Origin of the sequence: Nostoc edaphicum CCNP1411 (genome assembly GCF_014023275.1) — a bacterium.
Lineage (GTDB): Bacteria > Cyanobacteriota > Cyanobacteriia > Cyanobacteriales > Nostocaceae > Nostoc > Nostoc edaphicum_A.
Genome location: NZ_CP054697.1, coordinates 239,248 through 264,855 on the forward strand (window position 1 = coordinate 239,248; position 25,608 = coordinate 264,855).

Sequence of the window (25,608 nt, forward strand, 5' to 3'; positions counted from 1 at the left end):
GCGGTAATCGAGCGTACCCCTACGGGGAAGCAAGCTACGCGTAGCGTCTCCGTTAGGAGAAGTCGAGATTCAACTACCGCTTGACGAAGTGTGGGTTCTCTCCTCTGCTCCCCTGACCCTCTGCCCCTCTGCTTTTTCATTGCTCTGCTTCGATAGGACGTTGATCTGGAACAAATTCAGCCGGAGTAGTTTCTAGGGCAGGTTGGGTGTCAATGCCTGGAACCGGAAGCTCTAGGTTGGGGCCTTGACGAATGATTCGACTACCAAAGAATAAGGCACAAATAAATAGGGCTGTATAAATTACAGCAAAAATCACCAAGGATGTTAAGACTTCACTAGCAGGTAAGTGTGAAACTCCATCTGCCGTGCGAATTTGCCCGTAAACTACCCAAGGTTGCCGCCCAACACAACGCACAATCCAGCCTGATTCGACGGCAATGTAGCCCAGTGGAGCCGCCAAAATCCAGATTCGCAGTAGCCATTTCTGCTCGGCGATCGCTTCTGGTGAAAGTTTGCCCCGCAACCACTGAATCACACTGATGCTCATCAATCCAGCTAAGAAGAAGCCAATGCCGCTCATGATGCGGAAGGCGTAATAAATTAAACCCACCATGCGGGGGCGATCTTCAGGTTTCCACTCTTTCAATCCCAGAACGGGTTTAGACAGATTTTTTTTGAATTCCAAAATGTAGCCCAAGCCGTTGGGAATTGAGATTTCCCAATCATTTTGCTCAGTCTGATTATTAGGTAATGCCACCACACTCCAAGGCGCGGGCTGTCCGGCTGGACTAGTTTCCCACTTGGCCTCCATTGCGGCGAGTTTGGTGGGCTGATAATCTGCTACTTGCTCGGCGCTGAGGTGTCCGATATAGATTTGTAATGGGGTGACAGCGATCGCAGTTGCTAAGACAATTTTGAGCGATCGCGCAAAGAAAGCCTGATGACGGTTGTTGAGAATATACCAAGCACTAATTCCCCCAATCACAAACAGAGAAGTTTCTAGCGTCGCTAAAAACATATGCGACACGCTGTTGAGCATGAAGGGATTTAAGATTGCCTGAAAGTAATCATCGACAACAAACTTCCCGTTCACCATTTCTCCGCCTGCCGGGGTTTGCAACCAAGAGTTTGCCGCTAAAATCCAGAAGGTAGATAGGTTTGCGCCAAAGGCAACCATAATGGTGGCAAAATAGTGAATCACTGGATTTACCCGTTCCCAGCCAAACAGCATAATGCCCAAAAATCCGGCTTCCAGCATGAATGCCATCGAAGCCTCAAAGCCTAGAATGCTGCCAAAAAAGTCGCCTACCGCTTCCGAAAATGGTGCCCAGTTCGTGCCAAATTGAAACTCCATCGGTAAGCCAGATGCTACACCAATACCGAAATTCAACACATATAACTTTGCCCAGAAACGAGCATGGTGATAGTAATCGGGGTTGCGTGTTTTGAGCCACATTCCTTCAACAATGACTAGATAAATCCCCATCCCAGTGGTGAGAACAGGCCATAGCATGTGAAAGATCGCCGTCAGTGCAAACTGCATCCGCGATAGGGCAACGGTGTCCGATAGAAAATCCATGAACTAACCTCTGAATTTGTTTAAATCTTGACTTGCATACCATCTTGGGGTGCCAGTGGCATGGTAACGGAACATTTCTACCTTTTCAAAATGATTAATATCAAGTTCGGGTAATTAGTTATATTCCCAAACCTATGCAGAAAGCTAAAAACCCCTATCGGGATGTTTTATCTTTTGCAAGTCCCTTAGTGCAAGCGTGCAATCAAGCGATCGCCAACTCGCAAAGCATTGGCAATAATAGTTAAAGCCGGACTCACCCCAGAGTTAGACGGGAAGAAACTACCATCAACAACATAGAGATTATTCACATCATGGGTGCGACAATCGAGGTCAAGCACAGATGTTTTTGTATCTTCCCCAAATCGGCAAGTACCGCACTGATTCGCCACCACTTGAATCGGGCTATCACTACGGGGATAAATACCGCGACGAAACACCGGGTTTTCCGAAGTGCGGTCTACAGCTTTTAGCACATCAGTCCAGCGATAAATCAGGCGATCGTGTGCCTCAGTATTATTAGGCGTATAATCCAAATACAACTTATCACCCACTACCCGCACTCGATTTTTTGAGTCAGGTAAATCTTCCGTTTGTAACCACCAACCAATAGAATGATTGGCTAACTGTCGCATTCCAAACCCAGGTACTAACCTCGACATCAGCGATAACAAAGGCGATGCTTCGGCGGGAATCATCTCTTGTAGAATACTACCTGTATTTTGAATATGACCCATCGGGAAAGGAAAATCTGATTCTCCCCAATAAAAATCATTGACAGAGATTGTTTTCTGAAAAACCGTTGGGTTTGGTGTTGGACTAAGTTGCACCATAGCCGTCATCAGATGTTTCATAAAATTACGTCCCACCAAATCGGAACTATTAGCAAGTCCCTTTGGGTGTTTGTCATTTGCAGAACGCAACAGCAACGCCGCCGAATTTACCGCACCACAAGCTAGAACTACGATATCTGCAAAAAATAGATAGGATTGTCCATCAATTTCTGCTTCCACAGCTTTTACTTCCACACCAGAAGGGTTAGTGTGTAAACGCACAACCTTAGCTGAGGTTTTCAAGGTGACGTTAGAATATGACAAAGCTGGGTTAATTCCCACAGTATGAGCATCAGCTTTGGCATCTATTTTACAAGGGAAACCATCACAAGTATGACATCGGATACAATCACTCTTGAGTGCTAAAGGTAAATTTGTTGGATGTAGCCCTTGTTGGGAGATAGCATCAGCAATTGTTTGCATCCGCGCTTCGTGACTTACTTCTGCATAAGGATAAGTTTCGCTGCGGGGTGGTTCTGTTGGGTCATTGCCTAGTTTACCGTGGACGTGGTAGAGTTTCTCGGCTTCAGTGTAATAGGGTTCAAAGTCTTGGTATTTCAAAGGCCATGCAGTCGAAATTCCATCTTGATGTTTGACCTCTTGAAAATCCCGTTCCCGCATCCGTAACAGCGCTGCACCATATACTTTTGTATTTCCGCCTACCCAATAGTTAATTTGAGGGCGAAAAGGTTCGCCGGCGCTGTCGTACCATTGTTCTTGAGTGTGATAACGTTCTTTTTTAAAGACTTCAACAGCACTCCAATTTTCTTCTTCTTTGGGGAGAAAATTGCTGCGTTCTAGAATTAAGATTTTCTTGCCAGATGGTGCGAGTTTATATGCTAATGTACCGCCACCAGCACCGGTGCCAACAATAATAATGTCGTAGTGTTGATCGTCAATAATCATAAGGGTTTTTCTTTGAGAAGGAAATGAGAAAGCAGGGGGGCAGAGGGGCAGGGGAGAGGAGGATTTTTCAGATAAAGTATTTATTGCCAGATATAAATGAGGAAAAATAAAATAATCCAAATTACATCAACAAAGTGCCAAAATAGGGAAGTAGCATCTACGCCAAAATGGCCTTGATCGTAATTACCAGGAATAAGCGATCGTACTAACATAATTAACTGCAACACCACACCAGTAAAAACGTGCAACCCGTGGAATCCTGTTAACAAGTAGAACATTCCCCCGAATACGCCAGATGTCACACTAAAATGCAGGCTACTCCATTCAACTGCTTGACCATACAAGAAGTAGCTACCCATCGCCATTGTTGTTGACCAAAGCAGACGGAATCCCCACATATTATGGCGTTTCAGGGCAAGTTCCGCGAAATAAATCACAAAGCTACTAGAAACCAGAATTACCGTATTAATCGCCGGTTCCCTAACCTCCAATCCCTCTACACCAGGAGGTAGCCAATCAGGAGTCGTGGTTTTATAAACAATATATCCTGCGAAAAAACTCAGAAAAATGATGCTTTCCGAAAGTAAAAATACGATAAAGCCAAACATACTATTGGCGGCTTCATCATGAGTATGTTCAACAGTCCTCGTCTCCAAAGACTCCTGCAACTCTTCTCGACTAATAGAACTATTCACAGTCATAGTTGAATTTTCACTAATTTTTTTTTGGTTTGTAGTGGGGACTTTAGTCCTCTCCTGGAAACAAAATTAAGGACTGAAGTCCTTACTACGAACATCGCACTAGGTTTCAAGTATGAATTAATTCAAATCTCTTGCTAACTCTTGCTTTTCCAAATTCGCCGTCAACGGTTCAGACTTCCCATACCCATAAGGTTCAGAAATCACCACAGGAATCTCCTCAAAATTCTCCACCGGCGGCGGAGAAGCCACCAGCCACTCCAACCCAATAGCCCGCCAAGGATTATCCGGTGCTTTCTCACCCTGCACCCAAGAACCAATCATGTTCAAAATAAAGGGTAGTGTAGACATCCCCAACAAAAATCCACCAATACTAGCAATCACATTCCAAAAAGCATATTCTGGGTCGTAGGAAGAAACCCGACGCAACATCCCTTGTAAGCCTAATGGGTGCATGGGTAAAAAATTCAGGTTAGTCCCGATGAATGATAACCAAAAATGCAGCTTACCCAAGCCTTCGTAGTACATCCGCCCAGTCATCTTGGGAAACCAATGATAAAAGGCGGCAAACATCCCCATTGTCACAGTCCCGTAGAGGACGTAATGAAAGTGACCCACGACAAAGTAAGTATTATTAACGTGAATATCAATCGGTACAGAGGAAAGCATAATGCCTGTGATACCGGCAAACACAAACATAATCAATCCACCCAAAGCAAACAGCATCGGGGTAGTCAGCCGCAGTTTACCTCCCCAAATTGTCGCCACCCAAGCAAACACCTTAATCCCCGTGGGTACGGAAACGAACATTGTGGAAACCATGAACACTATCCGCATCCAGGCTGGTGTACCACTGGCAAACATGTGATGTACCCAAACAAAACCACTTACGCCGGCAATCAATAGTGAGGAAACGGCAACTACTTTGTAGCCAAACAGAGGTTTACGGCTATAAACTGGGAAGATTTCGGAAAAGATGCCAAAAACAGGTAGTATGATTACGTAAACTGCTGGATGTGAATAGAACCAGAAAAAATGTTGAAAGAGAACTGCATTACCGCCCTTAGCAGGGTCAAAGAAGGCTGTACCAATGCTGAGGTCAAGTAGCAGCATGACTGCACCTGCCGTCAGTGCAGGCAATCCAAACAGTTGGATAATCTGGGCGCTGAACACTGCCCAAACATAAGCCGGCATCCGAAAGAAGGTCATTCCTGGTGCGCGCATTTTGACAATTGTGGTAACAAAATTAACACCACCCATAATCGAGGATACACCCGATATGGCTACAGCTATCAGCCAGAGAAATTGACCGTTAATGAGATTACCTGTAGGGTTTTGCAAGCTAACTGGGGGATAAGACCACCAACCTGCTTGGGCTGGGCCACCAGGTAGGAAGAAACTAGCCATCAGGATAATTCCAAATACTGGCACCATCCAGAAGGCTACGGCATTCAGGCGGGGAAATGCCATATCTCGCGCCCCAATCATTAGCGGGACAAGGTAGTTTGCTAGACCAACTAAGACGGGAAAAGTCCACAAGAACAGCATTATAGTGCCGTGCATGGTGAACATGGCATTATAAACGGTGCGGTCAACTAAATCGGCTTCTGGGGTAATCAGTTCGCCGCGAATAATCATTGCCAAGATGCCACCGATCAGAAAGAAGATGAATGAGGTGACAATATATTGGATACCGATAACTTTGTGGTCGGTGCTGAAGGTGAAGTAGGTTTTCCAGGTGGTGGGGGGATGGTGGTGTGTTTCTAGTAGTATTTTGGGATTTTCGATTTGGGTATTTGTCATAGGATGTTTCACGCAGAGGCGCAGAGGCGCAGAGAAATTGAGTTTAAGAGGAGAAATTGACTAGAGGCGGTGGTGCGGGTATGACTGTGGGATAGCCTGTGGTGAATGCCCCTTTGATTTTTTGGGTGTATTCGTTGGCGGCTTGATTATTGGCGGGGACTGGTTTATGGGTTGCAGCTAATTTCAGCCATTGGTCGTAATCTGCTGTTGATTCGACTACTACATCTGCTTGCATGGCTGCAAAGTAAGTACCGCTAAATTGAGAATCGCGCAGTCGATATTTGCCGGGGCGAATGGGAGTAAATTCAAAGTCGATGGTTTGCTTGGGAATTATGTCTTGTTTGAGTCGAAAGGCAGGAATGTAAAAGCCGTGGAGAACGTCTGCTGATTGGAGTGCTAAACTAACGCGCCGATTTGCTGGTAGATGTAATTCTGTGCTGGTAACATTCTGGTTGGGGTAGCGAAAGACCCAAGCCCATTGTTTGGCAAGCACTTCTATTTTTTCAACTGGTATGGAGTTAGAGGCGGTGATTGAAAATGTCCCCTTCTCCTCCATTGTTGCTGCATGGGCTGATGCCATTTTATGTATGTGCATGGCTTCCATTGGCCCTTGAATCGCCATTTCTGCATAGATGTTGTAACTGTAGGTTGCAATCCACAGTACCAACAGAATGGGAATTGTTGTCCAAACTACTTCTAAGGTGACATTTCCTTCAATTGGCGGGCCATCGCTGGTGTCATATTTACCTGCGCGATGGAAAATTATGGAATAGATGACGGTTCCAGTTACACCCAGGAAAATGAAGGTTCCCAAGGTGACTAAAAAGCTAAAGAGTTCATCTATGAGTTTGGATTCGGCGGCGGCTTGGGGGGGAAACCAGGAATAGGCTTGTTCTCCCATCCAGAGGCTAGCAGCTGTGAGGGCGATCGCACAGCCAATTAAAATCAAAATATTCTGAATTTTCATTTACTTCAATACCGCGTTAATGTCTTTACCCAATCTCAGTAATTTATCAGCAGTATTATGTACGCCAAATTCTGCCGCTAGTTGCGCTCCTAATGTGCCGTGAACGAACATAATAAACATGATGAAAAACCCTGCTGCAAGATAACTCCACTGCACTTGTTGACCGACATCTTTTCGCCATAAATAACGCTGAAATCCTCTCCATACAGTCATGCCAATAATCAGCGCTAAGAGGAGGACACCACCGACACCATGCCATAGCATTGTCTCCATCCCTTGTAATCCCCAAGCACTTTTTAAATCTGTTGGTGGTTCTGCCAACATGATTTCGTAAAAGCCTGCGGCCACGGTGAAAAAGGTGATGATGGCTGAAGCCAGCATATTGTACCAACCCACATCAAAGAAGCCGGCACGATTAGCGGGTATTGCCAAAAATTTGAAAACTGGTTTTTCTAGGGGGAATAGTACACCAACAATATCAAAGGCAATGGCGACGATAAATAAACCCAAGGTGAGATGGACTAAGTTGGGATGAACGGGAATGCTGTAAGGTAGTCCGTTTGCACCTAGTTGCGATCTGAGTTGTTCAATTAGTTGGGTATTCATCGCAAAATACCTGCCTTCACAGCTTCTACAACTGGTACTGTGTGCAGTCCATACACCCACACTAATTCATCTCCCAAATACACTTGGAAGAACACCAAACAAGTTAAAAGTAGTCCCACTCCCAGATAGGGAACTGGTAATTTTTCTGGGTCACGTAACCGAATGACATAACGCCAACCTGTTATCGCGGCGATGATTCCTGAAAGCGACCAGCCAATCAGGGTATGTAAATTTAGGATTGGTTCAACTGCGTTGTAAGGTTCGGCTAAACCCGCTTCAATCTGACCAAAGATGATCGCAATAAAAATGGCGATCGTGGCGAAAAACATATTCCACCAACTGACTTCAAAAAGACGGGCGTTATGGCTAAAATAACCAACTACATCACAGAAGAAGGCGAACAATACCATTGCAATCACGAAGTGGACAACTATCGGATGGATTGTATCTGGGTAAGGTAAGTTGTGGTCGTTCAAAGGTGGAAGATATTCAAACATGGTCTGCTCCCGTGCAAATATCCTGCACTTAGTTAAACTTAACAAATATATTCTTCAAATAATGTCTTCAATAATTATTGATCTGGATATTCTTTAACTTTTTTCTAGATTTTTTAGTTTGACAAAATGTCAGAGAAAAGAATGACAGTCTGTCTTTTGACATTTGTAAAAATCTCATCATAAAATAGATAGACTACTTGATACAGCTTCTAAGTAATCTGGGTTAAAGATAACTGCTTGCTCAGAAGAGATTGAATATTTGGTAAATTTTATTGATTGAGTTGAAATACGCATATTCCTTAATTAATGAACAATTGGAGGTTTAATCAAGATTGTAATGAGCTTCAATTCCTGGAAAAAATTAAGCCAACTGAAGCTAAAAATCCCCTCCGACCTTAAGTCAGTCGGTGTGAAATGTCAAAAGACAAGTTGTCAGATTGAAGTGCGACAGCTTGTCAAAGTTAGTTATGAAGTTTTCAAGCAAATTTATCATAAATAAATTCTGGTTAATCTAGTTAAAAGACACTAAAAATAAAGATGAGTTCTCTGCCAAATTACCGCCCCAACAAACTGAAATTAGGCCCATTAGAAGCAGAGATTTTAAACATTATTTACTCTCTGGATTCTGCCACAGTCAAAGAGATACATGAACGCATCATTGCTGATCCAGAACGCGAGTTAACTTATTCCTCAGTAGCAACAATACTGGATCGTCTTAGCAATAAGGGTTGGCTAGAATGTGTTAAACAGCACCGCCACTATATTTGGCGACCTTTGATTTCCTATTCTGAAGCACAAGCGTTAGAGGCTTATGAACAGTTACAGAAATTTCTCGAATTGGGCAAGCCGGAGATTGTAGCTGCTTTTGCTGACAGTCTGGATGAGGCTAGTGTGGCACAGTTTGAGGCGATCGCCCAAAAAATCCAAGCACTTCGTGAACTCAGGGAGAAGAAGTAATGCATCTGTTGATGGTAGTGATGGCGTTAATCCTAGCTTGGTACTTGAGATATTATTGGTCATCCCCTATGGGAAGCTGGACAGAACGTTTTCCCCGCGCCTTGTTGCTATTTCTCCTACCGCCATTACTTCTGTTAACCACAACATTTGCAGTGTTTTGTATGGGGCCTCATGGACATATTATGGTTTGGGGGTGGGAAGGTTGGGTTAGCTACGGACTTGCCATCAGTTTCTTAGGATTTGCAGGTATCTTATGGCTGAAGTTGGCATGGGAGGGAAACCGGATGCTAGAACAAATTCGCACCTATCCCATAGTTTGTGTTTACGGTACACCAGCACGCTTACTAAATGCGCCTGTTGTTTATTGTGCTTTGGTTGGTTTTTGGGAACCTGAGTTAATTATCAGTCAGGGATTATTAGATACCTTAGATGTCCCCCATCTCAAAGCTGTACTAGCCCATGAAGATGGACATCGCCACTACCGCGATACCTGTTGGTTTTTCTTTTTGGGGTGGCTACGTCAGTTAACCTCTTGGCTACCGCACACAGAATCTTTATGGCAAGAGTTGTTACTTTTAAGAGAAATACGGGCTGATTATTGGGCAACTAGGCAAGTTGATAATCTTTTATTGGCAGAGGCTTTACTCTTGGTTGTCAATACTCCAATTTTACTAGAGGTAAATTTTTGTGCAGCTTTTGCCCAGCATATTCCAACTAATCATGTCACACAGAGAATAGATGTTCTTTTGCAGCAACCAGATTCTATAGGACAGCCAAAAATATGGTCTTGGGTGTGGTTAATTTTGGTGCTTGTGCCATTGCTGGTGATTCCGTTTCATAATTAGAGGAATTAGGTGAGTATTTGAGTTCTTTTTGACAATAACAGGACTTATGTAAACAATAGCCGAAACCCTTATTTTCACGTATGGGCAATTCATGAATTGCCCATACAGCGTGTACTTTTGCGTAAGTCCTAAATAATTAGACAGTTTCAAGAACTAACTCCATATTCCTTAGTCTTTGCGTCTCTGGGGATTAGAGCAATTTCTGATAAAGATGAGAGTTGTTGCTGTAAATTTTTCAGTAATAAGAAAGCTTTGTCATAGAGTGTAGTTTCTCTCTGTTGGGCAAAGTATTCAACCGCCTTTTGTAAGTCTGCAATCGCTGCTGGTTCGTGACCAAGTTGATGGTAGGCTATACCCCGATTAAGATAAGCCTGAGCATTGGTTGAGTTCAGTTTGAGTGACTCCGTAAAATCCCTAACAGCACAAGAGTTATCGCCACTTCTACCACAAGCACAACCCCGATTATAGTAAGCTCTATAGTCATTGGGATTGAGTTGAATTGCCTCTGAGAAGTCGATCATAGCTGTTTTTAAGTCTGATAACTCAAAATGAGCTAGTCCTCGGTCATTGTAAACATCCGCTTCTAGTAGACTGGATGATTGGGGAATATTAGTGAGTGCGAGATTGTAATCTGATATTGCTTGTTGGTGATTACCCAACATACCACGGACTATCCCTCGGTTGTAGTAGGCTCTGAAATCATTAGGTTTGAGAGCGATTACTTGATTGTTGTCAGCGATCGCTGCTTGATAGTCCCCTTGTCTGTAGTATGCTAGTCCTCGGTTGAGGTGTGCTTCCACATTGTTGGGTGTTAACTTTAGAGTTTGATTGCAATCGGCGATCGCATTCTGATAATCTTCTAATTGCAGATAAGCCAGACAACGATTGCTATAAGCTACAGCAAAATCCTTTTTGAGCTTAATTACCTCTGTAAAATCTTGAATAGCTTCAGGGTAACTGCCGTGTCGCATTTTTTCGATCCCTAGCTTGAATAAGTCGCCTTCTGGGATTTTCGCGTCCGATGCAGCTAAGGAATATGCAGGCGAAGTGAGAAAAAGACAGACGAGTACAACGGCAATACCAAAATTGAGGATGAATCGGTAAAAGCGACTCATAATAATACCTCACTTTATTAACAGAGCAAAATGAGTAGATAAGGCACATACCCTACCTACTATTTCTGAACTAGAGGACAACAGTCGTATTCTGACTTTATTTCCAATCCTTGTCTGCTTGTCCCAGCACATACGCTGCTACATTTTCAATTTGCTCTGGTTTTAAACGACTTTTGAAGGCAGGCATAGCATTTTTACCGTTTGTTACTTGGGCGATAATCGCTTCTGCTGAGTACATCCCAAACTTTTCTAAAGCATCTTTTTTCAAAGTTTTGTTGGCTTGAACCAAGTTTTTACCACCTGCGTGACAAGAAGCACAATTGGCACTAAAGACTTTGGCTCCACTGGCTGCGTCTGCTGCTAAAGCTGGGTTATTGAAGGCAAAAGTGAAAATCGCTACACCCAGCAACAATACTGAAATAATCTTTTTCATCCCAATGTTCCCTCTGCAATTAAAGCTTATTCGACATCCTCAACAATTCTCTTGTTCATGGGTGGTGTCGTCAAATGACAAGCTGTCAAACTGTCTGGCTTGGCTTTGTGCGATGGCTTCTCTTTTCCTGTAGTCGACGCTGCGCGTAGTTTGCTTAAGAGTAGGGGTACGAGACGCTACGCGATGGTGCTTTGCACCCGCCAGAGGCGATCGCCCAAAAAGGAGACGCTACGCGATCGCACATACGGTAAACCTAACTGCTGAGTACGGAAAACCACATTCTTTGTTTCTGTCAAGTACTTGTAAAAAATATTTACATAGTGTTATATTTGGTTACATAAGCAAGTAAAGGAAAAAAGACATGACAAGCAAAAGCTTTACCATGAACGAACTTGGTCAACTCAACAACTTTGCAATTGAACCAAAGGTTTATGTAGATAAAACCCCAAGAGCAGGTTTTACCGAGTACGCCGAGAAACTCAATGGACGTTTAGCGATGATTGGTTTTGTCTCACTCATAGCTCTAGAAGTTGTCACAGGACACGGCTTGATTGGATGGCTGACAAACCTGTAACTAAATCTGAATATTTAAGAATTTCACTCAATTAACCGATAGAAAATTACCAGAGGATTGCTATGAAAACTGATTTTGATTTCCCTAAAAAAGATTTAATTGGCCCCGTTGTTTTTCGCCCCGATTTCAACAACTTTGAAATAATTAACGTTAACCAAGCCTGGTCATTATTTTTCAGTGCAGGTCAAGACGATAAAGTACTAGGAGAAGAAACTGAATTAGGCAAGTTTTTCACTAACCTTTTAATTGCTGTGGGAGTAACAGGAACTCTTTGGGCAATCTATTTCAGCAATTTGGGATAAAAAGTTGGCTTCAGGTTTTAAATTGAATAAATATATCCGAAGTCTTGGTGGACATAACCAAGACTTCTTTTAAATTGTAGGAATCAATGATTAGTAACAGTGCATTTAGCGGGACTTAAACATTTTTGAGGGAAAAACAAGCCTCAAACCAATGCAGGGTAAGAGAAAGACACCTTATGCTCAAAAATAGCCCAAACTTAGATATCTTAAGAAACTAAGCAAAACGATGTTAAAGTCTTTCTGCATATAGATTTGAGGTTCTTTTTTGGTTGTTTTTGTCTCAGTCCCACTAACAAATGGTAGCTATTGGAACCAGTCAGTTTAAGTATGATTAAATTCATAATCATGCTATTGTTAGGAAAATATCAACTCGGTTCTGTTGGGAGTCAGCCATCAGACGCAAGGGGGAAAGTCCGGTGTAAATCCGGCGCTGTCCCGCAGCTGTAATCAAGGTTCGCCTTGTGAGTCAGAATGCCCGCCGAAAGCAACACGTAAACTCATACCCATCTGCGAGGTACAGGTGAATATTGCCATAAATATTTCAACGATACATCAGTTTCACGTTCTCATAGTGCCAGAGATACTCCACAGACTACTCATGGCTGTGAAATTATAGGCAGTTTATTGATCATTGCAATTAGCCTTTGGTGCAACTGTCATTTGCGCTAGTTTTTTGTTGGCGTGAAAGCTTTTGTAACATCATTTTTGCTAAATTGACACGTTATGTTGCAGTTGTACGACTGCAAAAAGTTGTCATATCTGCGATTCAGACTTCTTTCTACAAACTTCAAAATTAATGCTCGACAAACAACATACTTTATTTGTTTGCACGACTTGTGACAGCGTGTGGCAAAACGGTAAACGAGTTGGTGAAAGTAAAGGTGAACAACTAATACAACAGCTTCAACAACTTGCACAAGATTGGGAATTGCGAAATAAATTCCACATTCAGGGAGTTGAATGTATGAGTGCTTGTAACCATTCTTGTGTTATTGCCTTTACAGCAGAAGGGAAATCAACCTATCTCTTTGGCGATTTACCAGTTGACGGCTGTGCATCTGCTGTATTGAAATGTGCAACTCAATATTATACTAAGCCTGATGGTTTATTACCTTGGTCAGAACGACCTGAACCTTTGAAAAAAGGGATTTTAGCAAAGATTCCACCACTAAATAAGTGGGCAAAATTAAACATAAGTTGTTGTTAATTGATGACTGGGTAAAATTTGCCAGTTCTTAATCTCTAGTACCTAAATCATTAGTCTTAAAAGGAACAGAAAGTAATGCAGATTCAAACAGCAACATTAGGCTATCCCCGCATTGGTAAAAACCGGGAAGTAAAGAAAGCGCTAGAAGCATTTTGGAGTGGTAATATAGAGTCCGAATCATTACTGCAAACCATACAAAAAGTCGAGGAATCTAACTGGAAAACCCAACTTGAAGCCGGAATTGATTATATTGGAATTGGAGACACAACTCTCTACGATCATGTACTTGACTGGACATTTCGTTTTGGGCTAATTCCTGAAAGATTTCAACAGCTTTCTGGCTTAGAACGCTACTTTACAATGGCACGAGGTAAAGAAGGAATTCCCGCCTTGGAAATGACCAAGTGGTTTGATACTAACTATCACTATCTTGTCCCGGAAATTGCTGAATCAACATTACCATCTGATTTCAGTGACTTTTTAGAACGAGTTAGCCGCGCTCAAAAAATATTAGGTAAACGAGCAATTCCGATTGTACTTGGCCCCTGTACTCTGCTGCGCTTAAGCAAACTATCACTAAATATTCAGCAAGCAGTATCAAAGTTAATTCCGCTATACATAAACCTACTCACTGAATTAAAAAATCTGGGAGTAGAAGAAGTACAAATACATGAACCTGCACTTGTTTTAGGTGATGCTAATTCTTGGAAAGAACACTTTCATAAAGTTTATCAATCACTTTCGTTAGTTGGAATACCCCTACACTTGGTTACTTATTTTGATGATTTGGGTGAAACTTACCCTTGGGTGATAGATTTACCCGTTGCTGCTATTAGCTTAGACTTGACACGCGGACGCAACTTAGAGTTAATCAAAACCTACGGTTTCCCACCAAATAAGCGACTAGGTGCAGGGATTATAGACGCAAGAAATATTTGGCAAATTCGTTCCGAGAAAGTTATTCCCATTTTACAAGAGATTGTAGAGACTTTACATGGAACATCTCTACATATTCAACCATCTGCTTCCTTACAATTTGTTCCCTACGATGCCAAACGAGAAAAACGATTACCATCACCACTACGTAATGTCTTGAGTTTTGCTGAACAGAAACTTCAAGAAGTGGTTTTCTTGGCTCGGACAATAATAGGAGAAAATACTAAAATAGAACAAGAAATTATCGAGACTAGCTGGAATAAGTTCGAGGAGTTTAATCCAGCAAATCAGTCAGTTCAAGAAAGACTAAAAACTTTAAAAACTGATGATTTTCAGCGCTCCTTATCCTATGGATTGCGGCTTGATTCCCAAATTTCGCTTCCTCTGTTCCCCACAACTACAATTGGTTCTTTTCCCCAAACCTCTGAAGTTCGCCAACTCCGAATGCGTTACAAACGGGGTGAATTGAGTCAGTCAGAATACGAAGCTGCAATTGATGTTCAAATTGCTGAAAGCATTAAACTACAAGAGGAATTAGGATTAGATGTTTTAGTTCATGGTGAATTTGAACGCACCGATATGGTGGAATTTTTTGGACAGCAGTTATCAGGCTTCGCTTTCACTGAAAATGGTTGGGTGCAAAGCTACGGTAGCCGTTATGTTCGTCCACCAATTATTTATGGTGACGTGGTTCGGACTGCGCCAATGACGGTACGTGAGTTTAAAGTAGCTCAATCATTGACGGAAAAACCTGTAAAAGGGATGTTGACGGCTCCTGTAACTATCTTAAATTGGTCTTATCCCCGGATGGATATTTCCAAATCAGAACAAGCTTTCCAAATTGCTTTAGCGTTGCGGGATGAGGTAGCGGATTTGGAAGCGGCTGGTGCAAAGGTAATTCAAGTAGATGAACCCGCGCTGCGTGAGGGTTTACCCCTGAAGGTTGAGCGCTGGAATGAATATCTATCTTGGGCTGTAGATGCATTTCGTTTGGCGACAGCAGTAGCCCAACCCCAAACGCAAATTCATACCCACATGTGCTACTGCGAATTTGGTGACATCATCAAGGATATCGAACGGTTAGATGCTGATGTTATTTCAATTGAAAATAGTCGCAGCAACAATCAAACTTTGCGAGAAATCACAGAGGGTGGTTACTCACATCAAGTTGGTAATGGAGTCTACGATATTCATAGTCCTGTCGTGCCGACAACTGAGCAGATTTTACAACAATTGCGGACTGGAATTGCTAATTTACCGGTAAAACAAATTTGGGTAAATCCAGATTGTGGTTTGAAAACTCGGCGATGGTCAGAGGTGATTCCGGCTTTAAAGAACATGGTGGAAGCCACGAAAGTTCTACGGGAGGAAGCAAATGTGACTGTGAAATAACAGTAAAAGTAGTCACAGGCATTAGTCTGAGAGTGCTTTAAGACTTTTGCTCTCTTGCTTATTGTTGAACTCAACAGTAATGCCCAATATCTACACTATTCTTCTCTGCATTCACTGAAGATATGAAGCTCAGACTTCTCTTGGCGTTTAGAGCGGTGCTTTTTGTTTTGGAGTTTAAAAATGATGATAACGACAGTGGAAACAATCGCAGCAATTGACTACAAACTATCCAAGCGATTTTTAGAACTCGATCCGGCAGGTTATTTTATTATCTACTTAGATCGGGGAGCAGGCTTGATCTGTGCGAAACATTTTACCAATGAAGTTAACGAGCAAGGATTGGCTATCGATCCAGAAACCGGAAAGCCGATTCCTGCAACCGTCAAAGTGGAACGACAACCAACTGCCCTATTTACTGGAAGAACTGCTAAAGAAATTTGCATTCAACTGTTTGAGTCAACAAAACCTTTTCCAGTCAGCCGATTGGATCATGCGGCTTACTTGGGGCGTGAGTTTATGCGAGCAGAATTGGCTTTGGTGACAGGACAAGACTACGTACAGGATTAAATAGGTTTGTGATGACTTAACGACCAAATTGAGCGGCAACGATCACACTTAAACGGAGCCAGCAACGTTTCCTTGTCCGCTCCAATGACTTGTTAGCTTGCCACGTCACCGATCCCTCATGCCTTGCAACACAGCGAGCGATCGCCCTCCAAACACGCCTGTCTCAGCAAAGAGCTTGCTGGGCGATCGCGCTACCAACAAATCACCCTGAAACCACCGCCTCAACTGACCAAAACGGAGCCAGCTAACGGTTGGTGCGTCACCGGACGACTATATTTTTTGCATCATAATCGATAGCGTAAATCTCCGTTCCGTGTACACGCGCTTCTTAGACATAGGTTCAACATTCAAGCTGGTTTGGGCAGATAGGCAATATCGTCTTCAATAGCGCAGTACCAGTCACGGTCAGCATCCCATAATGGCATATCTCTCTTCAACCATACATAGTAAGCTCTTTCTCTAATTTCATGTTCTCGTAGAGATATGTAGCTGTTTCGTACACGCTCATAAAGTGCATTACCAATTGCTGAAATTCCTTCCCCAAGTATACATTTCATATTATATGCAGCAATAGCTTTATAAAGTCCTGATTTTAGCATCACATCTTCATAGATTGCATAGTGGTTCTTACATGGAATTGAGCTAAAAGTTTTGTCGGTGCAAATAAAACCTGGCGTATATGGAAAAATCCTGACATCGACTCTTTTGTCATGCGAACGATTAATGTAGTGATTTTTCAGTTCATCCCAAAATTCATAGATTGTAGCTAGAGATTCAACTCTTACTCCCGACAAACGGTGTGTCTCACCATAGAAAAGAGGCTTCAAAATATTTACTGCAAATCCCGTCAACCAAGTATAAGATCGAGTTCCTGTATGTATATAAATATTTCCCCATTCGTAAATCCTCTTAATGATGTCAAATCTAGGATCAATAATCACTTTTTGCTGATTCACAAAGGAGCGATAAACTTCAAGAAAATCACTCATATTGCCTGGTTTTTGACTAACCATGTATCCAGAGATTCCCATGCTCCACTTAAGTCGAAGCTCTATCATGACGCGAATTAAAGCAGGAGTAACTTCACTCTGGTCAGAATAGTCGTCAAAATTTGCTTCACCAAAAATAATTTGATCGCACGTGTCATAGTAAATACTAAAATCAGGATTATTAGTTAGATATATATTATTAAATAACTCATTTTTTCCAACACTGCCTTGATAATGATTAATAAGCCGTAAACTATCTATTATATGCTTTAAAGTCAATCCTCTTAGTTTTCTTAAGGCTGATTCCTGAATAGCCTCATCTCGAAATCTAGTTAGAATGCTTCGGAAAACATTACTGAATGCAGAACAATTTCCTCTATAGTATGTATGATTTAATAATTTTCTCTCATAATCTGATTGGGTGGTGTAGTAGATTGCTTCGGCAATTTGAATTTCGTTAGAAAGAAAGGGTTTATTTAAATTTAGTACCTGAGCGCATAAAGTCTCGTATAGGTTCAGGTATTGATGGCATTCATTAAGTAAAGTATTTAAACTTCCAGCATAGACAATTTGCTCAACGCAGGAATACTTTTTTACGATTTCATCTTTAACCCAATCAATAGTCATAAATTAGCTCACCACTAAGATTTTTCCCTCACTTACTCATGCTCAGATGAGTCCTAATTATTTATTATACGGAAACTTCCCGTATAATCTTTTTCTAGATAAAGATATATTAAGCATTACAGACAAATCCTGTCAGAATATACAGAAATTTTCTTGATAACAAACCTATTTGGATATTATACAGAATTTTTCCGTGTTCTTTAAGAATGCGTAGGCGTAGCCCGCCGCAGGCATCGCTCCGCCAAAAATCATAGACATGTCTACGGCGATCGCCATTATGTTTTCTCCATTTGTAATAAACCCTGGGAAGAGATCCAAAGCCATCGGTGCATTATGATAAAGCAAGCAACGATAAATTTTCATCTTCATAAAATAACTTGATCGCGTTAAAATTCTGACGTAGCAAATTTTCAACTTGTAATGTTGAACAGTTTCCAGCGCGAAGCCAAATAACTTTCGGTGGGTTCCCAAATACTAAGCTCAGGTCGTGCATATCTGCATCTTTTGAGACAATCATCAAATTATTGTCTTTTGCATAATCCCAAACTATTGGGTCGATCGTTGCTTTCATGCCCACATCTCGAACATGAAGCGAATTTGGGAAAAGATCGCTCAAACGGCTTGGTAACTTAGGTGACAAGTTTTCATCAAAAAGTAATTTCATGCAGATAATGGAGCGGTCATAAACCGACGCTCACGGTCAGCAGCATAAGCAATGCAAGCTTTTAAATCTTCTCGCGTCAGATCGGGAAAATCGTCGAGAATTTCTGCTTCGGTCATCTCGGAAGCCAAGTACTCAAGCACTTCATAAACCGTAATTCGCAAGCCGCGTACACAAGGTTTACCACCGCGTTTATTTGGTTCAATCGTAATGTAGTTTCGGTAGTTCATAGTTGAAATTATCGACATTGTATTCTCGACCAAGGCACAATCTTAGATTATGCCTTGGTCATGTTTAAACATAGCAAAAATTCAAAGAGTGGTGATTGCCACCATCCTAAGACTAAGCGACTTAACGTTCCCAATCACCAAAACAGGGAGTAGGGAGTGGGGAGTGGGGAGTAGGGAGGATATTGAAAATACCCTACTCCCTCGTTAAAAATCATCTCTCGGCGGTCGGGTACATTGGGGTTGCTAGACCCCTTTTTAGAAATCATCCCAACCTTCAATACTAGAAGACATAACATAACTGGTGACACTCGCCTCAAAGAAGTTTGCCTTCGTGTGAGCTTCTTTTTTAGTATCTGAGAAACGCTCCAAGTGAGCATAAGGGCTTTTCTTGTAGATAGCTTCTGTCCATAATGGATCTAAACCGATCGCCTTTAAACGAGCATTTGCCAGATATTTTGTGTACTGTTCTGTACTGTTTGCCGTAATACCCAGAATATCATCTCCGACAATATGTCCTGTCCACTTGCATTCATGCTCAACAGCTAGGGCAAACATTTCATAAATTTGTTCGCGGCTGTGGGGGAAAACTTGCATCGCTTCTGGAATCAATTTTTGATACAGCCGCACATGGGAGAGTTCATCTCGGTTAATCATTCTAAAGATATCGGCACTCCCAGACATGAGCATCCGTGATGACAGATTGTAGAAAAATATAAACCCATTGTAGAAATACAACCCTTCCAACAAATAATCCGCCAACAGCGATACGAAATAATTTTCTAGTGTCGGCTTATCGACATACTTTTGGTATAACCCAGCGATAAATTCACATCTAGCTTTGAGAATGCGATCGCTCCGCCAAAAATCATAGACGTGTGTACGGCGATCGCTGGGAATCACCGTCTCAATAATGTATTGATAAGACTGATTGTGCATCGCCTCTTGAGAAATTTGTTCTGCCATGCACAATGCAATTTCTGGTGCTGTCACGCTGTTTTTGATGTGAGGCACATTACAGGTTTGCACTGAATCGAGAAACGTCAGGTAACTAAGGATGCCATCAAATGCACGTCGTTCTCCAGGCGTGAGATTGACGTAATCTGTTACATCTTGAGTAATGTCTATTTTTTCGGGAATCCAAAAGTTCTCTCGCATTTGACGGTAGAGAGACACAGCCCACGAATAGCGAACGTCGTTTAATTGCATTAAGTTCGTAGTCTCTCCGAACCATATCAAACGGTTTCCTGTATCATCATTTCCGTTCGGATTGAAAACGGGATTAATCGGCATTAATGATTGTCTTGGTTGGTACATCTTTTAGTAGGGAGTAGGGAGTAGGGAGTGGGGAGTAGGGAGTGGGGAGTGGGGAGTAGGATTAAAAAAGATACATACACTGATTTAGCATCTATGGCAATTAATAGTTATCGGGATTTAAAAGTTTGGCAGTTGGGTATAAGCTTGACCAAGCAAGTTTATCTATTAACACGAGATTTTCCTAAGTCTGAAACATATGGTTTGAGTAGCCAAATGCAACGGGCGGCGGTATCAATCCCATCAAATTTGGCAGAAGGTCATGCTAGAGATTCAACACAAGAATTCCTTCGATTTATTGCGATCGCTCTCGGTTCTTTGGCGGAACTTGAAACCCAACTCATTTTAGCCGAACAATTGGAATACATAACCAATCTTAAACTCCAAGAAATCCTAACCAAAACTGACGAAATACAACGAATGCTTCGAGGTTTACAAAAATCCTTGAAAGCAAAGCTTTCTTAATCCCTACTCCCTACTCCCTACTCCCTACTCCCTAGTTAGCTTGCACAAGCAACACATTGCTCGTTCGATTCTTTAAAACTGTCTTTCTGGACAGTGCGAATATAGTAGATTGCTTTACAACCCAATTCCCAAGCCAGCATTATGGTTTCAAAAATATCAAGAGCGGTGAGAGAACGCTCTGGTTCGTCGGGGAAATAAACTCCAGCGTTGAGATTAAACAGTAGTTCCATCGAAATTCCTGTATCAATCCATTGTTGGATTGTGGCGATCGCCCGCACCACTTTTTTCTGATCTAGTGTCTTATTTTCGACATAGAACCATAGATTATCCCGAATGTAAGGCGGTGCGATCGGTACTGAACCCTTTGCCCACTTTTCATAGAAGAATTTGCTGTAAACGGGTAAAACACTGGCTGTACAACCCTGAACTAAAGATGAAGAAGTGTTGGGTGCGATCGCTGTAATGTGTGAATTGCGAATACCATGTTGTTTGATATCCTGACTCAATTTTGCGAAGCGTTCTGGAAGACTAGCGTGTTGCAAAAACCATTGCACAGGTTTTGCTCCGATTAAATGTCCCTTGCTCCATTCACTACCCACAAAAGCAGGATACGCACCTCGTTCCTGAGCAAGGGACATTGATGCTGCGGTGCAATAGTAACCGATATCTTCAAATAAATCGCTGATTTCCTGAAGATGGGTGTAGGTGAGATGACGTTTTGCTAACCAGTCGGCTAATCCCATACAGCCCACTCCAATTGTGCGATATTTGGCGTTGTGGGTGGCACTAGCAGCAAAGGGTGGTGAGGTGAGTTCAATCGTGTTATCTAATATACGTACTGCAATTTGACAAATCTCTGCTCGTTTCTCATCCTCAAGATTTGCTAGATTGATACTTACGAGATTACACGTATGTGCTTCTTCACCAGGTTTCACATTTGACCAAGATTCCTGGCATTGTCCCGTCAAAATCCCATTAAACATACCTAAATGACGAAGCGGTTCGGTAAAACAATAGGTGTCATCACGACGACAGGTTAGCTCAATTTCCTCAACTCGAATGAAATGACTCGCTTCTCGCTGAGGTTTTCGTAATTCCCATTGCAATCGGTAAGTTTTTAATCCAAGCTGCCCAAGTTGAAATAGCCCAAAGGATGAAATAAGTAAGCGGTAGGCTGTTTGGCATAAGTAATCCTTTTTACTACCTTTCCCATCTGGCATTGACTGATAACCCCCATCAAAGTATCGTGATACTTTCGAGTCAATACCGAGAGTTTGTAACATCAAACGAATATCAAGTAGAAAGTTTTTGTGGACAGAGGTGATTGATAGCGCTTCGTTACATCCGTTACGAAAAACACAACCATCTGCATCAAGCAGTCCTGCAAACCAATCTAGTCGCGATTTAATCGTATAGCCATTTAGGGGAACGGTAAATTTTGGGGGGATATCCAGGGGAAGTTTACAAACAATGCGGTCTTGTTTTTCATCATGGTAAACGGCTAAGGTATCTAGTTCTTTTGAACCCCAGGGACTACCCCAACGATGATTGCGAATAGCAAGATGTGGTAACAATGCTTTTTTTGAACCGTAAAGGTCGATTTCGGGAAGACCTTCAGCCGAATGACTTCCATCGCCGCAAAAAAAGCCTACTGTGTAAGCATAGGGAAATTCAATATCACTCTCAGACTGAACGATGGGTAAGCGGTATTTAATCAGCTTGTCACCAGATTGGAGGTTTTTAGCTTCAACACAACGAGGTTGAGATTTGTAGTTGTCTTGTACCCAAAAATGGTGGTAGTAGGTGCATTCAAGGGTTTCTCCATTACTAAAATGCACTTTCAGTAATGGTTGATTTTCTCCAGTTTTACGAATGCGAACATTTGACCATTCCGAACCATTCCAAATGTTAACGAATTGCTCTTCTAATTCTGCGATCGCAAACTGCCCACGATCGGTAAGAACACAAGTTTCAGGTGCAACACACAAATTTCCACCTGGAATATAGCCCTCATGCTGATTGGGATTAGCTCGGTTCGCGGTATCTTTAAACCATAGGTAAGGCATCCCGGTTTCTAACTGGGTTCGCATCACTTGTTTGAGTAAAAGACGAGCATTCACCCGTTTGTAAAGTGTAATCTTGCTTTCTAAACTGGCTTCGATTTGAAGATAAGCCTTTTCAAATTCTTCACCCCATAAAAGAGCCAATTCAATGCCTAAACGAGTTTGTACTTCATAAGGATCAACTAACGTCCATTCTTCATCGGCTGCTACTCGCCGCATAAATTCGTCACTGACAACCAGTTGCGGGAACACGTCATAAGCTTTGCGTCGCCCGTCCCCATTCTCGGTTTGCATTTCCAAAAATTCGGGCAAGTCCAAATGCCAAACATCCAGACTGACAGTGACAGCACCGGCTCTGCGTCCACCTTGATTAACTGCGATCGCTGTATCATTCAACAATTTAATCCAGGGAACCACGCCACCAGAGGAATTAGCTTTCCCCATCACCCAACTACCAGTAGCCCGAATGCGAGACAGATTTACGCCCACACCACCACCATTTTTGGAGATCCGAGCTGCATCATGAATCCCATCAAAAATGCTTTCCAAATTGTCGTCCATCGCCGTAATGAAACAACTGGCAAGCGACCCATTAGGAATCCGCAAATTCGCCAGAATGGGAGTTGCCAAAGATATTTGACGATTCGCTAACGCTTCATAAAATTGTTTTGCCCAGGTTAATCGATTCTCTGGTGTTTCCACGGAGGCAATCAATAAAGCACAAGTTAAAAATGCTTCTTGGGGTAGCTCATTCGCCAGAAGATATCGCTTCGTCAGTAATACAGCTCCGGCATAATCATAGTCGGCATCCCAGTCGGGATTGATCCAAGTGTTAGCAATCTCTAATTCTGCATCTGTGTAGATTAAAATGCGGCGATCGTATTGTTCTGATAAAACTTTTGTTTGTACAGTCCGAGCATAATAACCGTACTGATAGCCACGACTAACTGTTATTTCTTTCCACAAACTCCAAATATGTAATCGCCCTGCTACATAGCGCCAATCAGGTTCTTCAGGACTACACAAATCCAAAGCACAGCGAATTAAATTATCTTGAATTTCTCGCGTGGTAATTCCAGGACGCAATCGAGTTGTCAGATGTGCTTCTAAAGCAATAGAATTTGCTGAAAGTCCGCAACAAGCCCAATTAACCACTGTGCGAATTTTATTAATTTCTAACGGTGTTGTCGAACCATCACGACGAACAACATGGATATCCGTTGTGGAGTCCTCAAAAAGTGTGGATGAAGCTTGCATACAAGATGTGTTGATGAATGGTAGAAAAATAATTGCAAAAATGCAAAATAATTGTTAACTAGATTTGGCAAAAAGACATTTTCTATGTCGTCTGATTTACTGACAACCAGTTAAGTAAATCTTCAATAGCTGTAAAATCTAACAAAGCTTCACCAAGTGATTCTAATTGCTCTAAAGAAAGAGTTTGAATGCGCTCCCGAACCTCTTCTGGTAACTCTCCTACCCGTTTTTGTAGTTGCCGTATTACAAGAGTTTGTCCTTGTTCCTGCTTTCCTTCTTCCTTCCCACGCTCGTAGCCAATGCGTTCGCCTGTGGTAATGTAGCTCATAGTCCGCTCCTGCTCAAATTGCTTAAACTCTTGCCAAAATTCTGCTTCCAAGGCTTTTGGTAAAATCATAACCCAATCAATAAATCGGTACAGGTTACGAATGTCCCTTTCCTGTAATCCTAATTCATACAACCGACGAATTAAGCTAAATTTCCAAGTTTTACGTTCTCCTGGCTTTTTACTTGTTTGCTGTGTTTTCAAATGCGCCATGACTACGGTTGCAAATGGATTGTCACTGGCTTCTAATTCTGCCCAATTATTTTGATAATCTAAAAGCTTGACGATGCCAAATTCAAAGTTAAGCCTAGTATCCGGGTAATTATAACTATATTGATTTGGTCGCCATGTCAACAAACAGGGAGTAGGGAGTGGGGAGGATATTGAACAAAACAGGGAGTAGGGAGTGGGGAGTAGCGAGGATATTGAACAAAACAGGGGTTTCTCTACTCCCTCTTCCCTACTCCCTACTCCCTCGTTAAGAGCTATTTGTTGAAATTCCTTGTCGAGAAATTCGTGGGGACGTTCCCAATTAATTAATGCTGCTGTTTGGGGGAAGAAAAATTGCATCGCTTGGGGAAAGTAAGCTTCTAAAATTTCTTTCCACGGACTATCATTATCTGCTCTTTGAAGTTCCTCGGTCATCAGTTGATTGGTAGATGGTGGACTGACAAATAAAAAAATTCGGACTTACGCCCAATCTGCTAATTCTTCTCTTTTTAGGCTCCGCCAACGAGAAAGCGGTTCGGTATGAGTTTCGCGAACGATAAATTAAGCTTTTTAACAATTTTTACGTAAGTCCTGAAAATGGTCTGTGAGACAATGCCAGCGCTATGTCAGCAAACGCTGGCAACCCGAAAAAGTTTGTTTGGTTGAAAAATTTCTAGAAGAATTGCCCAACAAAAATCCAGAGCAAGCTTTGATAAAGAATGAGACTTGCCCCGATTAATGACGAATGCCAGTATAGATCGACCATTGATTTTTATGCAAGCAAATCACAGTTGTGTTAGTATTCAGATGAATCTCGGTTCTAGTGGGGAACAGCCGCTAGAGGAAACGGGGAAAGTCCGGTGTAAATCCGGCGCTGTCCCGCAGCTGTAATCAAGGCTAGGCAAGCTTTGTGAGTCAGAATGCCCGCCGAAGTGAACTTGTAAATTTTGTACATCTGCGAGGCACAGATAAGTATTTTTATGAAGATTTCTACAACTACTCAGCTTTACGTTCTCATAGCCCGACATATCAAGACGCTACAGATTACGACTTTCTATGAGAGGGTAAGCGATTAATTTCCGGTACAAATTGTGTCTTGAGATGCAGCGATCGCTATAAGCCACTCCCTATAAAAGTATCGCTTGCAAATAATCACAGCAACAAAAAAACGCTGTATTAACTAACAGATGGAAGTTGTTCCAAACAGGTAGTAAATGGCGTGTATGAAGTACATAGTCCTGTTTCACCACTGAACA

The 25,608-nt window shown here is 42.1% G+C and carries 26 protein-coding genes and 2 riboswitches; of the genes, 11 read left to right on the forward strand and 15 right to left on the reverse strand.

The features are described 5' to 3' along the window. Positions 1-136: 136 nt before the first annotated feature. From HUN01_RS02650 to HUN01_RS02680, 7 genes are all read right to left on the reverse strand, one after another. A complete protein-coding gene (locus tag HUN01_RS02650; protein WP_181927331.1) occupies positions 137-1,579 on the reverse strand; it encodes a cytochrome ubiquinol oxidase subunit I in 1,443 nt (480 codons plus the stop codon). Between the two features lie 185 nt (positions 1,580-1,764). Continuing rightward, positions 1,765-3,315 (reverse strand): GMC oxidoreductase, encoded by a 1,551-nt coding sequence (locus HUN01_RS02655; protein WP_181927332.1) that lies wholly within the window; start codon positions 3,313-3,315, stop codon positions 1,765-1,767. Between the two features lie 80 nt (positions 3,316-3,395). Further along, positions 3,396-4,016, reverse strand: a complete 621-nt coding sequence (locus HUN01_RS02660; protein WP_238845418.1) for a cytochrome c oxidase subunit 3 — start codon at positions 4,014-4,016, stop codon at positions 3,396-3,398. Positions 4,017-4,133: 117 nt separating this feature from the next. Beyond that, positions 4,134-5,816 (reverse strand): cytochrome c oxidase subunit I, encoded by a 1,683-nt coding sequence (gene ctaD, locus HUN01_RS02665; RefSeq protein ID WP_181927333.1) that lies wholly within the window; start codon positions 5,814-5,816, stop codon positions 4,134-4,136. 43 nt (positions 5,817-5,859) lie between these two features. Then, the gene (locus HUN01_RS02670; protein ID WP_181927334.1) at positions 5,860-6,783 is read right to left on the reverse strand and encodes a cytochrome c oxidase subunit II; all 924 of its coding nucleotides are present in this window, start codon (positions 6,781-6,783) and stop codon (positions 5,860-5,862) included. Continuing rightward, positions 6,784-7,389, reverse strand: coding sequence for a DUF2231 domain-containing protein (locus tag HUN01_RS02675; protein WP_181927335.1), 606 nt, complete (start codon positions 7,387-7,389; stop codon positions 6,784-6,786). Beyond that, entirely contained in the window at positions 7,386-7,886 is a 501-nt protein-coding gene (locus HUN01_RS02680; protein ID WP_181927336.1) for a DUF2231 domain-containing protein, read from the reverse strand. Before HUN01_RS02680 ends, HUN01_RS02675 begins: the two co-directional genes overlap by 4 nt. A 537-nt stretch (positions 7,887-8,423) precedes the next feature. Between HUN01_RS02680 and HUN01_RS02685 the strand changes: the two genes are divergently transcribed. Together HUN01_RS02685 and HUN01_RS02690 are read left to right on the forward strand one after the other, a co-directional pair. Then, the gene (locus HUN01_RS02685) at positions 8,424-8,843 is read left to right on the forward strand and encodes a BlaI/MecI/CopY family transcriptional regulator (RefSeq protein ID WP_181927337.1); all 420 of its coding nucleotides are present in this window, start codon (positions 8,424-8,426) and stop codon (positions 8,841-8,843) included. Beyond that, complete coding sequence (locus tag HUN01_RS02690; protein WP_181927338.1) at positions 8,843-9,688, forward strand: M56 family metallopeptidase; 846 nt, start codon at positions 8,843-8,845, stop codon at positions 9,686-9,688. The genes HUN01_RS02685 and HUN01_RS02690 overlap by 1 nt, the downstream gene beginning before the upstream one ends. 146 nt (positions 9,689-9,834) lie before the next feature. Here the strand turns inward: HUN01_RS02690 and HUN01_RS02695 are convergent, their stop codons facing one another. Together HUN01_RS02695 and petJ are read right to left on the reverse strand one after the other, a co-directional pair. After that, positions 9,835-10,803: a tetratricopeptide repeat protein gene (locus HUN01_RS02695; RefSeq protein ID WP_181927339.1), complete on the reverse strand. Its 969-nt coding sequence runs from the start codon at positions 10,801-10,803 to the stop codon at positions 9,835-9,837. Between the two features lie 97 nt (positions 10,804-10,900). After that, entirely contained in the window at positions 10,901-11,236 is a 336-nt protein-coding gene (gene petJ, locus HUN01_RS02700) for a cytochrome c6 PetJ (protein ID WP_181927340.1), read from the reverse strand. Between the two features lie 361 nt (positions 11,237-11,597). On the opposite strand from petJ, the gene HUN01_RS02705 reads away from it, so the two are divergent. The 6 genes from HUN01_RS02705 (at position 11,598) to HUN01_RS02730 (ending at position 16,511) form a co-directional block, all read left to right on the forward strand. Further along, complete coding sequence (locus tag HUN01_RS02705) at positions 11,598-11,810, forward strand: high light inducible protein (RefSeq protein ID WP_181927341.1); 213 nt, start codon at positions 11,598-11,600, stop codon at positions 11,808-11,810. 62 nt (positions 11,811-11,872) lie between these two features. Next, positions 11,873-12,112, forward strand: coding sequence for a hypothetical protein (locus tag HUN01_RS02710; protein WP_181927342.1), 240 nt, complete (start codon positions 11,873-11,875; stop codon positions 12,110-12,112). Between the two features lie 354 nt (positions 12,113-12,466). Next, positions 12,467-12,609: riboswitch (cobalamin riboswitch) on the forward strand. 299 nt (positions 12,610-12,908) lie between these two features. Next, on the forward strand, positions 12,909-13,319 hold the full coding sequence (locus tag HUN01_RS02715; protein WP_181927343.1) for a DUF1636 domain-containing protein: 411 nt from the start codon (positions 12,909-12,911) through the stop codon (positions 13,317-13,319). Positions 13,320-13,394: 75 nt separating this feature from the next. Then, complete coding sequence (gene metE, locus HUN01_RS02720) at positions 13,395-15,647, forward strand: 5-methyltetrahydropteroyltriglutamate--homocysteine S-methyltransferase (RefSeq protein ID WP_181927344.1); 2,253 nt, start codon at positions 13,395-13,397, stop codon at positions 15,645-15,647. Between the two features lie 183 nt (positions 15,648-15,830). Further along, entirely contained in the window at positions 15,831-16,214 is a 384-nt protein-coding gene (locus tag HUN01_RS02725) for a DUF4346 domain-containing protein (RefSeq protein WP_181927474.1), read from the forward strand. A gap of 123 nt (positions 16,215-16,337) precedes the next feature. After that, a complete protein-coding gene (locus HUN01_RS02730) occupies positions 16,338-16,511 on the forward strand; it encodes a hypothetical protein (RefSeq protein WP_181927345.1) in 174 nt (57 codons plus the stop codon). Between the two features lie 50 nt (positions 16,512-16,561). On the opposite strand, the gene HUN01_RS02735 is transcribed toward HUN01_RS02730, so the two are convergent. The 4 genes from HUN01_RS02735 to HUN01_RS02750 all read right to left on the reverse strand — a co-directional run bounded on the left by HUN01_RS02735 (position 16,562) and on the right by HUN01_RS02750 (position 20,035). Continuing rightward, on the reverse strand, positions 16,562-17,830 hold the full coding sequence (locus HUN01_RS02735; protein WP_181927346.1) for a DUF2934 domain-containing protein: 1,269 nt from the start codon (positions 17,828-17,830) through the stop codon (positions 16,562-16,564). A gap of 331 nt (positions 17,831-18,161) precedes the next feature. Beyond that, positions 18,162-18,494: a DUF5615 family PIN-like protein gene (locus tag HUN01_RS02740; RefSeq protein WP_181927347.1), complete on the reverse strand. Its 333-nt coding sequence runs from the start codon at positions 18,492-18,494 to the stop codon at positions 18,162-18,164. After that, positions 18,491-18,721, reverse strand: a complete 231-nt coding sequence (locus HUN01_RS02745; protein WP_106368350.1) for a DUF433 domain-containing protein — start codon at positions 18,719-18,721, stop codon at positions 18,491-18,493. The genes HUN01_RS02740 and HUN01_RS02745 overlap by 4 nt, the downstream gene beginning before the upstream one ends. 255 nt (positions 18,722-18,976) lie before the next feature. After that, the gene (locus HUN01_RS02750) at positions 18,977-20,035 is read right to left on the reverse strand and encodes a ribonucleotide-diphosphate reductase subunit beta (protein WP_238845420.1); all 1,059 of its coding nucleotides are present in this window, start codon (positions 20,033-20,035) and stop codon (positions 18,977-18,979) included. Between the two features lie 93 nt (positions 20,036-20,128). Here HUN01_RS02750 and HUN01_RS02755 point away from each other — a divergent pair, with 93 nt between their 5' ends. After that, positions 20,129-20,497, forward strand: a complete 369-nt coding sequence (locus HUN01_RS02755) for a four helix bundle protein (protein WP_181927348.1) — start codon at positions 20,129-20,131, stop codon at positions 20,495-20,497. Positions 20,498-20,532: 35 nt separating this feature from the next. Here the strand turns inward: HUN01_RS02755 and HUN01_RS02760 are convergent, their stop codons facing one another. Together HUN01_RS02760 and HUN01_RS02765 are read right to left on the reverse strand one after the other, a co-directional pair. Then, positions 20,533-23,817: a ribonucleotide reductase N-terminal alpha domain-containing protein gene (locus tag HUN01_RS02760; RefSeq protein WP_181927349.1), complete on the reverse strand. Its 3,285-nt coding sequence runs from the start codon at positions 23,815-23,817 to the stop codon at positions 20,533-20,535. A gap of 82 nt (positions 23,818-23,899) precedes the next feature. Next, on the reverse strand, positions 23,900-24,787 hold the full coding sequence (locus HUN01_RS02765) for a DUF4351 domain-containing protein (RefSeq protein WP_181927350.1): 888 nt from the start codon (positions 24,785-24,787) through the stop codon (positions 23,900-23,902). Positions 24,788-24,956: 169 nt separating this feature from the next. Between HUN01_RS02765 and HUN01_RS35930 the strand changes: the two genes are divergently transcribed. Then, positions 24,957-25,091: a hypothetical protein gene (locus HUN01_RS35930; protein WP_257797968.1), complete on the forward strand. Its 135-nt coding sequence runs from the start codon at positions 24,957-24,959 to the stop codon at positions 25,089-25,091. Positions 25,092-25,150: 59 nt separating this feature from the next. Beyond that, positions 25,151-25,298: riboswitch (cobalamin riboswitch) on the forward strand. Further along, on the forward strand, positions 25,263-25,412 hold the full coding sequence (locus HUN01_RS02770; RefSeq protein WP_181927351.1) for a hypothetical protein: 150 nt from the start codon (positions 25,263-25,265) through the stop codon (positions 25,410-25,412). Its footprint overlaps the riboswitch before it by 36 nt. Positions 25,413-25,608: the final 196 nt, after the last annotated feature.

What these genes read in the sequence shown, in the direction of transcription:
- HUN01_RS02650 (WP_181927331.1), bottom strand. Translation starts at nt 1,579, where the DNA reads ATGGATTTTCTATCGGACACCGTTGCCCTATCGCGGATGCAGTTTGCA.
- HUN01_RS02705 (WP_181927341.1), top strand. Translation starts at nt 11,598, where the DNA reads ATGACAAGCAAAAGCTTTACCATGAACGAACTTGGTCAACTCAACAAC.
- HUN01_RS02740 (WP_181927347.1), bottom strand. Translation starts at nt 18,494, where the DNA reads ATGAAATTACTTTTTGATGAAAACTTGTCACCTAAGTTACCAAGCCGT.
- HUN01_RS02710 (WP_181927342.1), top strand. Translation starts at nt 11,873, where the DNA reads ATGAAAACTGATTTTGATTTCCCTAAAAAAGATTTAATTGGCCCCGTT.
- HUN01_RS02715 (WP_181927343.1), top strand. Translation starts at nt 12,909, where the DNA reads ATGCTCGACAAACAACATACTTTATTTGTTTGCACGACTTGTGACAGC.
- HUN01_RS02760 (WP_181927349.1), bottom strand. Translation starts at nt 23,817, where the DNA reads ATGCAAGCTTCATCCACACTTTTTGAGGACTCCACAACGGATATCCAT.
- HUN01_RS02655 (WP_181927332.1), bottom strand. Translation starts at nt 3,315, where the DNA reads ATGATTATTGACGATCAACACTACGACATTATTATTGTTGGCACCGGT.
- HUN01_RS02660 (WP_238845418.1), bottom strand. Translation starts at nt 4,016, where the DNA reads ATGACTGTGAATAGTTCTATTAGTCGAGAAGAGTTGCAGGAGTCTTTG.
- metE (WP_181927344.1), top strand. Translation starts at nt 13,395, where the DNA reads ATGCAGATTCAAACAGCAACATTAGGCTATCCCCGCATTGGTAAAAAC.
- ctaD (WP_181927333.1), bottom strand. Translation starts at nt 5,816, where the DNA reads ATGACAAATACCCAAATCGAAAATCCCAAAATACTACTAGAAACACAC.
- HUN01_RS02765 (WP_181927350.1), bottom strand. Translation starts at nt 24,787, where the DNA reads ATGACCGAGGAACTTCAAAGAGCAGATAATGATAGTCCGTGGAAAGAA.
- HUN01_RS02750 (WP_238845420.1), bottom strand. Translation starts at nt 20,035, where the DNA reads ATGTACCAACCAAGACAATCATTAATGCCGATTAATCCCGTTTTCAAT.
- HUN01_RS02690 (WP_181927338.1), top strand. Translation starts at nt 8,843, where the DNA reads ATGCATCTGTTGATGGTAGTGATGGCGTTAATCCTAGCTTGGTACTTG.
- HUN01_RS02755 (WP_181927348.1), top strand. Translation starts at nt 20,129, where the DNA reads ATGGCAATTAATAGTTATCGGGATTTAAAAGTTTGGCAGTTGGGTATA.
- HUN01_RS02675 (WP_181927335.1), bottom strand. Translation starts at nt 7,389, where the DNA reads ATGAATACCCAACTAATTGAACAACTCAGATCGCAACTAGGTGCAAAC.
- HUN01_RS02745 (WP_106368350.1), bottom strand. Translation starts at nt 18,721, where the DNA reads ATGAACTACCGAAACTACATTACGATTGAACCAAATAAACGCGGTGGT.
- HUN01_RS02735 (WP_181927346.1), bottom strand. Translation starts at nt 17,830, where the DNA reads ATGACTATTGATTGGGTTAAAGATGAAATCGTAAAAAAGTATTCCTGC.
- HUN01_RS02670 (WP_181927334.1), bottom strand. Translation starts at nt 6,783, where the DNA reads ATGAAAATTCAGAATATTTTGATTTTAATTGGCTGTGCGATCGCCCTC.
- petJ (WP_181927340.1), bottom strand. Translation starts at nt 11,236, where the DNA reads ATGAAAAAGATTATTTCAGTATTGTTGCTGGGTGTAGCGATTTTCACT.
- HUN01_RS02695 (WP_181927339.1), bottom strand. Translation starts at nt 10,803, where the DNA reads ATGAGTCGCTTTTACCGATTCATCCTCAATTTTGGTATTGCCGTTGTA.
- HUN01_RS02725 (WP_181927474.1), top strand. Translation starts at nt 15,831, where the DNA reads ATGATAACGACAGTGGAAACAATCGCAGCAATTGACTACAAACTATCC.
- HUN01_RS02680 (WP_181927336.1), bottom strand. Translation starts at nt 7,886, where the DNA reads ATGTTTGAATATCTTCCACCTTTGAACGACCACAACTTACCTTACCCA.
- HUN01_RS02685 (WP_181927337.1), top strand. Translation starts at nt 8,424, where the DNA reads ATGAGTTCTCTGCCAAATTACCGCCCCAACAAACTGAAATTAGGCCCA.